This is a genomic window from Rhizobium sp. 2YAF20, assembly GCF_052114685.1.
Classification (GTDB): domain Bacteria; phylum Pseudomonadota; class Alphaproteobacteria; order Rhizobiales; family Rhizobiaceae; genus Rhizobium.
The window spans coordinates 247,308-260,402 of record NZ_JBFRFF010000003.1 but is presented as its reverse complement, the minus strand read 5'-3'; the positions used below and the strand labels follow the sequence as shown (position 1 = coordinate 260,402).

General features: G+C 59.1%; 13 protein-coding genes. 5 read left to right on the top strand and 8 right to left on the bottom strand.

What is annotated here, in order from left to right:
• The first annotated feature begins 210 nt into the window (after positions 1 to 210).
• The 3 genes from AB4Z52_RS07295 to AB4Z52_RS07285 all read left to right on the top strand — a co-directional run bounded on the left by AB4Z52_RS07295 (position 211) and on the right by AB4Z52_RS07285 (position 3,387).
• Entirely contained in the window at positions 211 to 1,779 is a 1,569-nt protein-coding gene (locus AB4Z52_RS07295) for a trimethylamine methyltransferase family protein (RefSeq protein ID WP_442217296.1), read from the top strand.
• Between the two features lie 101 nt (positions 1,780 to 1,880).
• Positions 1,881 to 2,576, top strand: coding sequence for a ferredoxin (locus tag AB4Z52_RS07290; RefSeq protein ID WP_442217238.1), 696 nt, complete (start codon positions 1,881 to 1,883; stop codon positions 2,574 to 2,576).
• A 73-nt stretch (positions 2,577 to 2,649) separates the two neighbouring features.
• Positions 2,650 to 3,387 carry a phosphodiester glycosidase family protein gene (locus tag AB4Z52_RS07285; RefSeq protein ID WP_442217237.1) on the top strand — a complete coding sequence of 246 codons (738 nt, stop codon included), beginning with the start codon at positions 2,650 to 2,652 and terminating at the stop codon, positions 3,385 to 3,387.
• A 19-nt stretch (positions 3,388 to 3,406) separates the two neighbouring features.
• Here AB4Z52_RS07285 and AB4Z52_RS07280 read toward each other — a convergent pair whose 3' ends face one another.
• Complete coding sequence (locus AB4Z52_RS07280; RefSeq protein WP_442217295.1) at positions 3,407 to 3,751, bottom strand: hypothetical protein; 345 nt, start codon at positions 3,749 to 3,751, stop codon at positions 3,407 to 3,409.
• 183 nt (positions 3,752 to 3,934) lie between these two features.
• Here AB4Z52_RS07280 and AB4Z52_RS07275 point away from each other — a divergent pair, with 183 nt between their 5' ends.
• Positions 3,935 to 4,864 (top strand): hypothetical protein, encoded by a 930-nt coding sequence (locus AB4Z52_RS07275; RefSeq protein ID WP_442217236.1) that lies wholly within the window; start codon positions 3,935 to 3,937, stop codon positions 4,862 to 4,864.
• A 71-nt stretch (positions 4,865 to 4,935) separates the two neighbouring features.
• Here AB4Z52_RS07275 and AB4Z52_RS07270 read toward each other — a convergent pair whose 3' ends face one another.
• The 3 genes from AB4Z52_RS07270 to AB4Z52_RS07260 form a co-directional block, all read right to left on the bottom strand.
• Positions 4,936 to 6,309 (bottom strand): class I SAM-dependent methyltransferase, encoded by a 1,374-nt coding sequence (locus AB4Z52_RS07270; RefSeq protein ID WP_442217235.1) that lies wholly within the window; start codon positions 6,307 to 6,309, stop codon positions 4,936 to 4,938.
• Between the two features lie 120 nt (positions 6,310 to 6,429).
• On the bottom strand, positions 6,430 to 7,443 hold the full coding sequence (gene bmt / locus AB4Z52_RS07265; protein ID WP_442217234.1) for a betaine--homocysteine S-methyltransferase: 1,014 nt from the start codon (positions 7,441 to 7,443) through the stop codon (positions 6,430 to 6,432).
• A 122-nt stretch (positions 7,444 to 7,565) separates the two neighbouring features.
• Positions 7,566 to 8,087 carry a DinB family protein gene (locus AB4Z52_RS07260; protein ID WP_442217233.1) on the bottom strand — a complete coding sequence of 174 codons (522 nt, stop codon included), beginning with the start codon at positions 8,085 to 8,087 and terminating at the stop codon, positions 7,566 to 7,568.
• Between the two features lie 61 nt (positions 8,088 to 8,148).
• Between AB4Z52_RS07260 and AB4Z52_RS07255 the strand changes: the two genes are divergently transcribed.
• Positions 8,149 to 8,787: a TetR/AcrR family transcriptional regulator gene (locus AB4Z52_RS07255; protein WP_442217294.1), complete on the top strand. Its 639-nt coding sequence runs from the start codon at positions 8,149 to 8,151 to the stop codon at positions 8,785 to 8,787.
• An 87-nt stretch (positions 8,788 to 8,874) separates the two neighbouring features.
• Here AB4Z52_RS07255 and AB4Z52_RS07250 read toward each other — a convergent pair whose 3' ends face one another.
• From AB4Z52_RS07250 to AB4Z52_RS07235, 4 genes are all read right to left on the bottom strand, one after another.
• A complete protein-coding gene (locus AB4Z52_RS07250) occupies positions 8,875 to 9,927 on the bottom strand; it encodes a quaternary amine ABC transporter ATP-binding protein (protein ID WP_442217232.1) in 1,053 nt (350 codons plus the stop codon).
• Positions 9,920 to 10,831 (bottom strand): ABC transporter permease, encoded by a 912-nt coding sequence (locus tag AB4Z52_RS07245; RefSeq protein ID WP_442217231.1) that lies wholly within the window; start codon positions 10,829 to 10,831, stop codon positions 9,920 to 9,922. The genes AB4Z52_RS07250 and AB4Z52_RS07245 overlap by 8 nt, the downstream gene beginning before the upstream one ends.
• 246 nt (positions 10,832 to 11,077) lie before the next feature.
• A complete protein-coding gene (locus tag AB4Z52_RS07240) occupies positions 11,078 to 12,076 on the bottom strand; it encodes an ABC transporter substrate-binding protein (RefSeq protein ID WP_442217230.1) in 999 nt (332 codons plus the stop codon).
• Between the two features lie 733 nt (positions 12,077 to 12,809).
• Entirely contained in the window at positions 12,810 to 12,953 is a 144-nt protein-coding gene (locus tag AB4Z52_RS07235; protein ID WP_442217229.1) for a hypothetical protein, read from the bottom strand.
• Positions 12,954 to 13,095 lie beyond the last annotated feature (142 nt).

The following is a 13,095-nucleotide window of genomic DNA, read 5'->3' as shown; positions in this document are numbered from 1 at the left end:
TAAGAGTTAAACCTCAACCATGACAAAACTCTTTTCGAATGCGACGCCATCCGGGTAAATAACGACGATTGTGCCGTCCGATTTTAGCTGGGCCGATGTCTGTCCTATGCTAATGGCTGGCGCATTGAGGAATGTTCGTGCGATGAATTAGGTTAGCATGCATGCCATGATGGAAGCATTCATGTGTAGGGAGGAAACATCATGGACGATATGATCGAGGAAGCGGCAGCTACCGAAGCGCCTGGACGCCGTTCGCGCAGCGAGGGCCGGGGAGCCGCAGGGCGCCGTGCGTCGCGAAGCGGCGGCGGACCTGCTACGTCTCTGCCTTACATCACCCGCAAGATCGGCGTCTACGAAGTGCTCGATGAGGATGGCCTGGCGCTCATCGAGCGCAACGCCGACACCATCCTTGAGGAAATCGGTATCGAATTTCGAGACGACGCCGAGGCGCTGGAACTCTGGAAGGAGGCCGGTGCCGATATCAGGGGACAGCGCGTGCATTTTCCGAAAGGGCTTTGCCGCAACCTGTTGAAGACGGCGCCAAGGGAATTCACCTGGCATTCGCGCAACCCGGAGCGCAACGTCCAGATCGGCGGCAAGGCGACGGTGTTTGCGCCAGTCTATGGACCACCCTTCGTTCGCGATCTGGAAGGTGTGCGTCGGTATGCCACGATCGAGGATTTCCGCAATTTCGTGAAACTCGCCTACATGGCGCCATCTATTCATTCATCCGGAGGGACGGTTTGCGAACCGGTCGATATCCCGGTGAACAAACGCCACCTCGACATGATCTATAGCCACATCAAATATTCGGATAAGCCGTTCATGGGCTCGGTGACGGCACCGGAGAGGGCGGAAGACACGGTCGCCATGGCCAAGCTCGTGTTCGGCGACGATTTCGTCGAGAACAATTGCGTTACCCTGAACCTTATCAATGCCAACTCGCCGATGGTGTTCGACGAGACGATGTTGGGCGCGTTGAAGGTCTATGCGCGCCACAACCAGGCATCCGTCGTATCGCCTTTCATCCTGTCGGGCGCCATGAGCCCGGTAACCGTAGCTGGCACGCTGGCGCAGATCCTCGCCGAGGTGCTGGCCGGCGCGTCATTCACGCAGTTGATCCGCAAGGGCTCACCCGTGCTGTTTGGCACCTTCGCGGCGTCGATCTCGATGCAGTCGGGTGCGCCGACTTTCGGTACTCCGGAACCGGCACTGGTCTCCTACGGCGCAGCACAGCTCGCCCGCCGCCTTGGCCTGCCCTTCCGCACTGGCGGCTCGCTGTGCGCATCCAAGGTTCCGGACGCGCAGGCGGCGCATGAATCGGCCAACACGTTGAATATGACGCTGCTTGCCGGCACGAATTTCGTGCTGCATGCCGCCGGCTGGCTGGAGGGCGGTCTCGTCAGTTCGTACGAGAAGTTCATGATCGACCAGGATCAGCTTGGCATGATGCAGAAAATGGCACAGGGCGTGGACCTCAGTGAGAACGGCCAGGCGCTTGATGCCATCCGCGAAGTCGGCCCCGGCAGCCACTACCTCGGTTGCGCCCACACGCTAGCGAACTTCCAAAGCGCATTTTACAGCTCGGCGCTTGCCGACAACAACTCCTACGAACAGTGGGAAATCGAGGGGGAGAAGCGCATCGAGCAGCGGGCAAACGCGCTTTGCCGCTCCTGGCTCGATCAGTATGAAGCTCCGGCACTGGATCCCGTAATCGACGCGGCGCTGCTCGACTATATCCAGAAGCGCAAGGACTCGATGCCCGACGCATTCACCTGAAGAGAACCCGACGCCGCCAGGGAGCAAGGCGGGGCTATCCGCGTCGCCGATCTCATCCAAAAGGAGGTCTGGCGGCCGCACTATCAGTATAGGGGTCCGCGTTGAGCACCTCGGCTGATATCATTGCAACCATCCGTGCGGCGATCGAGCCGCACGGAATTTTCCCGCGTGGCGTTGTCTGCTTTTCCGAAGGCGACGCGGGACCCGAGCTTTCCTCAGGCGGTCGGGCTGAAAGCATCCTGCTTATCGGCAATATCGGCGGCTCGATCTGGGGACCCTTCTTGCAGTGGCGTGCCGCTCCCGGTAATTTTGATCGGCTCGATCCGCTCGACGACTGGTCAAAGGACATTATCCGGCCGTTGGCGGAAACACTTGGCGCGACAGCCTATTTCCCGTCCGATCCGCCGTGGCAGCCCTTCCAGCAGTGGGCGATGAAAGCCGAGGGGCTGAAGCCGTCGCCGCTCGGAATTCTGATCCATCCCGAATATGGCTTGTGGCATGGCTATCGCGGCGCACTGGGGTTTGCCTTTCGTATCCAGTCAGCCGCTACGGTGCCGGCTGGTCCCCATCCTTGCGATGAATGCCTTGGAAAACCTTGCCTCTCAAGCTGTCCCGTTGACGCGGTGAAACCTGCCGCGTTCGACGTGGCGGCCTGTCGATCGCATTTGAGGACAGCCATGGGGCAGGGCGGATGCATGAAGGGCGGTTGTCTGGCGCGAAATGCCTGTCCGGTGGGTTCTGCCTATCGTTATGCCGGCGCGCAGCTCGCATTTCATATGGCGGCGCTAAACCTTTGATCCTTCGATCGTCCTCGCTCGGCCGCAATCGGATGTGATCGTGCTGCTCGTTGCCAAGTGGAGACCAGCCTTGATGAGATTGATCGTTGTCCTAGCGGCGTTTCTCTGCGCAAGTTCCGTCTTTGCCGATGAGGCCTGTCGTAGGCTCCAGTATCTCGGCGATCTCTATACGGTTTGCACGTTCGATCCGGCCAGGGACGACATCCGGCTTTACCAGAACGACAGGAACGGTAAGCTTTATGGCTCTTTCCGCGCCCTGCGAAACGACCTCCTGGAGGATCGGACCTATCTCCGGTTTGCGATGAACGGCGGCATGTACGAGGAGGACCAGAGCCCGGTCGGACTGTTTGTCCAGGCCGGACGGGAATTGAAGCCGCTTGACACCAAAGGCGGCTTTGGAAATTTCGGGCTGCTGCCCAACGGCGTTTTCTATATCGAGCGGGGCCGTGTCGGGGTCATGGAAACCAGGGCCTTTGCCGCATCCGGCAAGAAGCCGCTCTATGCAACGCAATCCGGACCGATGCTCGTCATCGACGGCCATCTGCATCCCGCCTTCCTGATCGACAGCGCCAGCCTGAAGATGCGCAACGGCGTAGGCGTTTCGGTGGATGGCAAGGCGGTGTTTGCCGTTTCCAACGGGCCGGTGCGGTTTCATGATTTTGCGACGCTGTTTCGCGATGCGCTCGGGTGCGGCAACGCCCTCTTCCTCGATGGCAGCATCTCGAGCCTCTACGTGCCGGAATGGCAGCGACGGGATAGTCTGTTTCCGCTTGGGCCGATCATAGCCGTCGCGCAGATGCTGCCCGGCTGAACTGCAGCCGCGGCCCTGCTCAGACCTTGGGATAGGCCCGCTCCAGTCCGCCGGAGCGCATCAAACCCGTTTTGAAAGCTGCGTAAACCGGATGCTGGCTCGCCTTTGCTGTTTCCATCAGGCGGATCTGCAGGCGGGCGGGCGCCGTGTTTCCCAGCCACTCGCCGGTCTTTTCCAGCTTCAGCGTGTTGAGGAAGCTTGCCTTGGCGGATCGGTCCAGATGCCGCTGCAGCCCTTCGATCAGCCTTTCGTCCTGCAGCGCGTTCTCCATCAGCAGTTCGATGAACGCCTTGTCGCCATCGCCTAGGCTCGCGAATTTGTCGGCGACGGCATCCTGGTTGGGGAAGGAGGAGGCTGCACTCATGGTCTTCGGCTCGCTGATCACAATTGGTCTCTGGAGACGTTACGGTAGTCGATCGCGCTTTCGCCAGGCTTGCTGAGCAGGACGTGTCGCGCGCAAGGCTGGAACCAGCCAAGTTTGCCAAGGTGGCTGCATCGGGCAGTCTTTCCAGCCCCGACACGACCGACAAGACGATAGGGGATCGATATGCACGCCCAGACAAAGACCGCGCTGAATGCCATTTCCGGCGGCCATAATCCGCTGATGGCCTTTCCAGGCGGTTGGGAATATCATCGGGATCGGCATTGCATCTGGATCGTCTCTCCCAAGGGCTATGTTCACAGCCGCGCCTTCGACGAGGTGGCGCTTGGTCTTCACTTTGCCTTTGTCGAGCTTGGCGGCCGCGCGCCGCTCGTCACCGAGCCCTCCAACTGGAATGGTCGCATTCCGATCGTCTTCGGCGCCAACCTGCTTCCGGCAAATGCGGCGAATTGGCTGCCCAAGGGCACGATCCTCGTCAATCTCGAGCAGGTGTCGAAAGAAAGCAGCTGGATCAACGGCGCCTATGTCGGGCTGCTGCGCCAATTTCCCGTCCTCGACTACAGTCCCAAAAACAGGGATGAGCTCTATCGCCTTGGCATCGCCCACGCAGGGCTGCTGCGCGTCGGCTACAGCCGCGGCCTGACAAGGATCGTGCATGCGCCGGTCAAGGAGTTCGACGTCTTGTTCTACGGCTCGATGAACGAGCGTCGACGCGACGTGTTGCTGGCGCTGCGGGAAGCCGGATTGAACGTCGGCATTCTCTTCGGTGTCTACGGCGAGGAACGGGATGCCGCGATCGCCCGCTGCAAGATGGTGATCAACATTCACCATTTCGCGGCTCAGGTGTTCGAGATCGTGCGCGTCTCATATCTTCTGGCCAATCGCGTCTGCGTGCTGACGGAAGGCCAATTGGATGATCCTGACTTGGCTCACTACGCCGGAGGCCTTGCGTCTGCTGCCTATGACGAGCTTGTCGCCCGCTGCCTGTCGCTTGTCGCCAATGATGACGAGCGCAATCTTCTTGCGACGACAGGGTTCGAGATCATGGGCGGCATTTCCCAGGCCGAAATCCTGCGAGAGACAATCGGCCGGTAATCCGGCATTCCGCGCAACGAAATCAGTTCAAGCAATTCAGAACGGCAATGGACCGACGTCGGCAGCGCGAGCTACCAGGTCCTTACCTGTCCGTCGCCGGCAAATTCGATGCATGTCGTGGCGTAGGGGAACGCATCCAGTCGCTTCGCAGCGAAGGCAAATGCGGACTGCTGGAAGTCTTCGCCGAGGTCGCTGCCGGCCTGCGAATTGTGAAAGCAGGGCGCATCGACGACCACTGCGAACTGGTCGGCTTCCCACGCCGCAAGGCAGGCTTCCGAGCCGTACATGTCGAAGCCGAGGGTTTCGTCGAAGCCGACGATCGATCCGTTCTGGACGGGGAAAGCGATGACGACCTCATCAAGGCTCGTCGCGCAAATCGGCAGCTGGTGGCCTGTCGTAAGCAGGCTACCGCGATCGACGATCTTGCCGGCGCGCTCGAACGAGCCGAATTGCGAGCGGGTGACACCAAACACGCCTGCGACACCGACCGGTCCGAACCTGCGTTCGGCCTCGGCAATGCCTGAAATCAGCCGGTCATCCCAGCCGGCGGGAAGATAGACATCTTCGTGGACCACCACGACCAGCTTGTTCTTGCGCGCGGATTGGCTGAGGCCGTTGTAGAGAGCCTCGGCCGCACTCGACGTCCCGATCACCGGCACGATCTCGTGGCGATCGTTCTGCAGGATCGGTGAGGCCAGCAGATTGTTTTCGAGCTGGCGCTCGTTGCTGACGGCGACGATGAAGGTGATTGCGTCAGATGTCGTGGCAATCTCGGGGATCGGCGATGCGACGCAGATGTGATGCGAAATGGTCGTCTTGTCGATGAAGGCGCTAGGGTTAAGGCCAAGATGTTCGACGAGCGGCATGAACGCCATCGCAAGCTCCTCGGACATCTGCGTGCGGATGGCGTCGGTGAAACCGGGAAGAAAGCCAGCGTCGAGGAACAGCTTTTGAATATTGGCGGCGCCGAAAAAGCGCTTCTGGCTCTGGTCGAACGCGCCCTGAAGTTGGTATTGGACATCGCCCGACAGAACATTGGCGATCGTGCTGAAATGCTGGACGTTCGGCAGGCAGCAGACTACCCGCCCGCCAGGCCGCAGCAATGGCTTCATCCGGCGCAAAATGTCGAGCGGATCTGACGCCAGCTGCAGAACGTTGTCGAAGACGATGCAATCCACGCTACCGAGCGCGATCGGCGGCAATGTTTTTTCGATATCCAGCTCGAACACGGTATCGAGAACGCCGCGGGCAATAGCTGCTACCTGTCCGTGGTTCTCGATCCCGAGAACGGTGCGGTCGTAGCGCTGGCGCTTGAGAACCTTGCCTAAGCTTCCATAACCGCAGCCGACATCGAGAACCACACGATCCTCGGGCCGGACCTGTCTCAGCACCTGTTCATTGATGTTTTCGGAGAGGCTCTGGACTTCGTTGTTTCCGTTGCTCAAGGAAGCGCTCCGTTTCAGCAGGAATCACAGGTGGCCGGCCGCGAGGGCCATGGCCTTTGAGAAAGCCTAACCTCGATAAGCTTGCTCCAACCTGTCATCCGCTATTGGAGAAGCTGCGCCTCAGTTGCGACGACGACGTTCCCTGGCCGGCAGGGCAGCGCTCTCGTCGGCAGTCTTGTTGCGCAAGGGGCCGATCTTTTCGACGATGACCTCCAGCGTCGGGCGGGGGCCGGGCGTGTAGTCATCGAGCGCCTGGCGCATTGCGGCGAGATGACCGCAGCTCGTGCCGCAGCAGCCGCCGATGATCTTCGCGCCGGCGTCGCGGGCAAGCCGCGCATAATCGGCCATCAAAGGCGGCGTGCCGGAATAGTGAATTTCAGCGCCGCGATATTCAGGAATGCCGCAATTACCCTTGACGATCACGATTGCTTCCGGATCGGCTCCGGTCATGTCGAGCAGGCTCGACAGGATGTCCGAAGCGCCGACACCGCAATTGGCGCCGACTGCAAGCGGGCCTGCGCCGATGTCTCCGGCGACACCGTGGATGTCGCGCGGATGCAGGCCCATCATCGTCTTGCCGGCCGTGTCGAAGGAGCCGGTATAGGTGTAGGGCAGGCCGGTCTTGACGGCTGCCTCAGCGGCGGCCCGAATTTCGTCGGGCGACGACATGGTCTCGATCCAGACAACATCGGCGCCGCCGGCCTTCAGGCCTTCCATCTGTTCGGCAAACGAAGCGACTGCATCCTCATAGGTCATGGCGCCAAGCGGGATCAGCAGTTCGCCGGTCGGGCCGACCGAGCCGGCAACGATCACCTTGCGGGAAGCCTTGTCGGCCACTTCGCGGGCAATGCCGGCTGCAGCCTTGTTGAGCGCGTGGACGCGATCCTGGGCGTGATGCAACTTCAGACGGTGACGCGTGCCGCCGAACGTGTTGGTGAGAATGATGTCCGCGCCAGCATCGACGAAATCCTGATGCAGCTTGGTGATCCGCTCCGGATAGGTCTCGTTCCACAGCTCAGGCGCTTCACCGGCCTCAAGGCCCATCGCGAACAGGTTTGTGCCCGTCGCGCCATCGGCCAGCAACACGCCCCTTTCGGCAAGAAGATCGGTCAGCGGATTGGCGACAGCGGTCATGATAGGTCCTCGAGAATGATTTGTCGGTGGAATATAAAGATATCTTTATATGACTTCAATGCCTCAGACCATCCTCAATGCGACAAAGAAAAGTACCGACGAAACAGGCGACCACGATGCTATCAAGCGGCCTCCACGGTCTGTCGCCTGCGCCAAGCCTCAGTCTGATGGAGGTACACAGCAAACGTATCCCAGGGTAGTGCGAGAGAAAGCTGCGCCATGATGCGCCCGACTTCACCACGGTGATAGTTGCCGTGGACGATGACATGGGTGAGCATCTCTTCGCGCGACATGTACCCTCTATCTCCATCGGTAAATGAGAATGGGACAAGTTCGTTGAGCTGCTCAGGTGTCACCGTTTCCAGATATTCGAGGTACCAGCGGCCCGATGTGGCTACAGCCACGCGCAAATCACACAAGGCAGGCGTCTCCAAAGGATTGTCAGTCGAAAAATTATGCGGTGCGCCAGAGAGATGAGCTGCGAAAATCTGGGCAACGACATAGGAATGATTGATCAATCGCACCGCGGCGTGCTGCTGTTTCCTATGCAACTCCGGATCAAAATCCTCCATTTTTTCCAGGAATTCGTCATTGGCCCAAGCCTGATAGTTGAAAAGGGTGCGAAGCAATCCCAATGCGCTCATGTTCCAGTTGTCCTTTGCCGTTCGGAGAAATGTGAGTAACATGTTCACATATTCACGGGAGATGGCTCGGGTGTCTACTCGCATTGGAAATGCACGCGCCCGGATGCGAAAGGAGCCGCGTCAGGCGCGTTCTCGCGCGACAGTCGAGACCATCATCGAGGCAGGTGCTCGCGTTTTGGCCGAGGAAGGATGGGCCGGCTTTACCACAAACAGGGTCGCGGACGTCGCCGGCGTCAGCATCGGTTCGCTCTACCAGTATTTCCCAGACAAGCTGTCCTTGACCGAAGCCATCCGGCGCCGTCACTTCGACGCGGTGCTCTTGGTCATTCGCAGATCGGGGGACGAGAGGAAGCCACTTCTTGAGCTTGTCGAAGACCTCGTCGGCGGCATGATCGAGGCGCACCGCGACCACCCGGCTTTGCACCGGGTCCTACTTGACGAGGCTCCCGGCACTGAAGGCTCGAGATCGGCACCCGACGCATTCATGTCCGAATATCTGGATCACTATGAGGCCATCGTCGTCAGGTTTCAGAGCAACAGCGGAGACGTTGGCAGTGATATCGTCGCAAAGGTGTTGTCTTCGGCGGTTGAAGGAGTGATCCACAATGCAGCGAGACGAGGAACGCTGCAGTCACCGGAACTGAAACGAGAGCTCGTCATCCTGGTCAGCTCGTATCTGCAGGGTACCAATCGGCAGTGAGCCCCAGCAGAAATGATTGAGGTCCCCGTCGTGTGACGGAGACCTGATCGTGTCGTAACCCAGATTTGAATGCTGTCCGTCAAAACCTCAGGCGGCTGCCATGGAGGCGGTCAGGTGGCTTGTTGGGGTTACCATGGCAGAGATGATGCTGTGCAGGTCGAGCGAGCCGATTGGCTTGCCTGACGTATCGACGACAATCGCATTCGACAGGCCGGCCTCGGTCATCTGCTTGGCGGCGATTTCCAGCGTCATCTCGCCGGGGATGCGCATTGATGACTGTTCGCCGACGATTGGCTTCATTACCGTCTGCGCCTTGATGACGCGGCCGCGGTTCACTTCCTTGACGAAGGCGCTGATATAGTCGTCAGCCGGATGCAGGACGATATCCTGGCCGCTGCCTTGTTGAACGACCTTACCGTCGCGCAGGATGGCGATCTGGTCACCGAGCCGCAATGCCTCATCGAGATCGTGAGTGATGAAGACGACGGTCTTCTTCAGCTCTTTCTGAAGGTCGAGCAGCACGCTTTGCATGTCGACGCGGATCAGCGGATCGAGCGCCGAATAGGCTTCGTCCATCAGCAGGATATCGGCATCGTTGGTCAGCGCACGCGCAAGCCCGACGCGCTGTTGCATGCCGCCCGAGAGCTGGTTCGGATAGTGGTTCTCGAAACCGTCGAGCCCAACTCTGGCGATCCAGTGCCGGCCCTTCTTTTCGCTTTCAGGACGGGAAACACCCTGGATCTGCAGGCCGTAGATCGTGTTTTCGATGACGGTGCGATGCGGCAGCAGGGCGAACTTCTGGAACACCATCGCCGTTCTGTGACGACGGAATTCGCGAAGCTCGTTCTCGCTCATCTTGCAGACATCGACGCCGTCATAGAGCACTTCACCTGCAGTCGGATCGATCAGCCGGTTGACGTGGCGGATCAGTGTCGATTTGCCGGAGCCGGAAAGTCCCATCACCACGGTAATCGCGCCGGCAGGCATGTTGATGTTGATGTCCTGAAGGCCGAGGACATGGCCGTGCTTGACGTTGAGTTCCGTCTTGCTGAGGCCGTTCTTGACCTTTTCGACGTAGTCCTGGCCGCGTGGTCCGAAGATCTTGTAGAGGTTCTTGATCTGAATTGCGTGACTAGCCATGCACGACCTCCGAGTGCTTCTGAAGCCGCTTGCCGTAGGCCTGGCTCGTACGATCGAAAATGATGGCGATTGCGACCAGCGCAAAGCCGTTGAGGAAACCGACGGTGAAGAACTGGTTGTTGATTGCCTGGAGCGTATTCTTGCCAAGGCCGCCCACGCCGACCATCGATGCGACGACGACCATTGCCAGCGACATCATGATCGTCTGGTTGATGCCGGCCATGATTGTCGGCAGCGCGAGCGGAATCTGGACGTTGAACAGTTTCTGGCTATGCGAGGAGCCGAATGCGTCTGCGGCTTCCAGCACTTCCTTGTCGACGAGACGGATGCCGAGATTTGTCAGGCGGATCATCGGCGGTACCGCGTAGATCACCACTGCTATCAGCCCGGGCACCTTGCCGATGCCGAAGATGACGACGACGGGGATCAGATAGACGAAGCTCGGCATCGTCTGCATGATGTCAAGCGTCGGGTTGATGACCGACTGCAGCCTGTCGGAACGCGCCATCAGGATACCGAGCGGCAGACCGATGACGATGGCAATCAGCGTACAGACGGTGACCATGGCCAGCGTGATCATCGTGTCGTTCCACAGGCCGAACACGCCGATCAGGATCATCGAGATTGCGGTGCCGATGACGATCTTGATGTTGCGGCTGGCGAAATATACGACACCCATCATGACGAGGAGCACGATGACCCACGGCGTGTTGGTAAACAGCCATTCGAGGTCGTTCAGGAACCATTGGAGCGGCTGGACAATCGCATCGATAATTGTGCCATATGCCCGCACCATACCGCGGAAGCCGTCGTCGATATTCTTGCGGGCTTCGCGAATGATCACATCGCTGATTGCCGGGAAGTTGCACAGAACATCCGGCAGGTAACTACATTGCAGAGCCATCACGTTCCCCTTTTTGTCCGGTATTGGCCCAGCCCGTCCGTGTGGCCGTCACGGTAGGGAGGTCGTTGGCAACGCTGTCACCGGTTGGCAACGTGCACCCTTCATCTACATCACTTGGCCGCGAAACCTTTTGCTCTTTGCGACTTCAAGCCGGCACGGTTGTCGGCGCGGGACGTCTGCGGCTCGTGGCGGATGCAGGAATGGCGGCGGGCCGGTCGGTCCGCCGCCGTCTTGCCGTTCAGGCGATCAGATCGATGCCTTGACCTTGGCTGCGACATCAGGTGCAACCCACTTGGTCCACATGTCGGGATAGGTCTTCAGGAAGTACTTCGCGCCGTCCTCGTTTGTGCCTTGGTTGTCCGTCATCCAGGCGAGAACCTTGCCGACCGTGGCATTATCCCACTTGCGGATCTTCACGTAGTCCATGGCGACGCCTGCCTTGTCGGCAAAGGCCTTGGTGACGACGGTAAAGACATCCGAAACCGGGTAGGAGTTGACCTTCGGGTTGGGGCAATCCTGCTGCGAGGTGCAGGCGTCCCAGTCCTTCTTGTCGTGCGGTACGCCGAAGCTCAGGCGAACCATCTCGTACTTGCCGAGGATGGCGGTCGGAGCCCAGTAGTAGCCCAGCCAGCCGGTCTTCTTTTCGAAGGCATTGGCGATCGAGCCGTCAAGGCCGGCGGCAGAGCCGGTGTCGACGAGCGTGAAGCCCAGCTTCTCGGCGCCGAGAGCCTTATAAAGGTTGGCAGTCGAGATCTGGCAGTTCCAGCCCGACGGGCAGTTGTAGACGGCGCCCTTCGTCTTGTCTTCCGGTGCTGGAAAGAGGTCTGGATGCTTCAGGGCGTCCTGGACGGTCTTGATGTCGGGATGCGCATCGGCGATGAATTTAGGGATCCACCAGCCTTCAACACCGCCGTCGCTCAACAGCGGCGCTGCTTCGATCAGGCGTCCTTCAGCCGTTGCCTTGTCCAGCGCGGTGCGAACCGCATTGACCCAAAGCTCGGGCGCCATGTCGGGCTGCCCCTTCTCGTTCATCGAGGCGAACGTTGGCTGCGTGTCGCCGGTGACAAGCGAAACCTTGCAGCCGTAGCCGTTCTCGAGGATGATCTTGTCGACCTGTGCGGCAACGCCGGCAGAGGCCCAATTCATTTCGGCGATCGATACGTCGCCGCATCCAGCAGCCTGTGCCGAGCCAGCCAAAGCATAGACACCTGCTGCGAAGATGGCGGAAGCGATAAGCTTCTTCATAATGTAGTTTCTCCCAGTGTTTTGCAGATAAACATTCAGGCCGTCGCGGCGCATATGCAGCCGGCCCGGTCAGCGTAGTCCTGTCATCAACCGTTCAAGCGCCACTGACGACGTCTGCACGGCCCCCTGTCTGTCGGTACTCGTGTTTGTTGTTCGTCTGCAAATCCGGTCGCAGCCACACTTTTCTTGTACCTAAAAAAAGAGCCTAAGGATTCAGACGGAGAAATCAACAGTTAAGCCGCAGCGGGGCTTGTCGAACTTTCTCCGAAAGCCTCAATAACCGCTTGAATTAGCCTAATTTCTACTATGCGTGGCTGTAAATTGAGCAACGCATCCCAGCAAGGCGGCTTGCTGTGGGCCAGGGAGCGAAAATCCGGAGAAAGTCACGCCCCGCAGAAGACGTTTAGTGTCCAATTCGCGCCGTTTTTTATAGGTCGGGACGAATCTCAAAAAAAATCGAAAAAAAGTGAAATTCATTCTAATTTAAGGCTTCAATAACACTCCGGTAACGATGTCCGGCTATTTGTTGTGGCGCGGCGGGGGACAACCGCTGCTTCTCCGGATCAGGTTTTGCGTCCCGGAGAAAGCGAGCCTTGCAGCGTAAGTGCAAGTCGTCTGCGTTTTCTGGCAAACCGCGTGCAGCTCCAGGGCTCGCGCGGTTTTCGCGTTTGGGGCATGCAATCGCTCCGCTTCCCCTAATCTGGAAAAGCAACCAAGCAGGATTGACTGGGGATCAGCCGGCGTTATTGGTTCGGATGAGCCCGACGGTGCCGACGCGGACGTCGAGTTCCTGGACACGGGTTTCCGGCTTTGCGGCCGGGACCTTGGAACCCCAGGCAATCTGGATGGAATTCTTGTTGTTGAAGATGAACAGCATCGGGGTATCCTTAAGGGAGCGCCTGCCAATTCGGGGCGCGTGACTAAGCGCGGAAATAGTCCTGTTTCCGACACGGAACAATGGATGAAATCGCCATGCGATGTCGCAAATAGAGCGCTGGAGCGGGTGATGCATTTTTGCT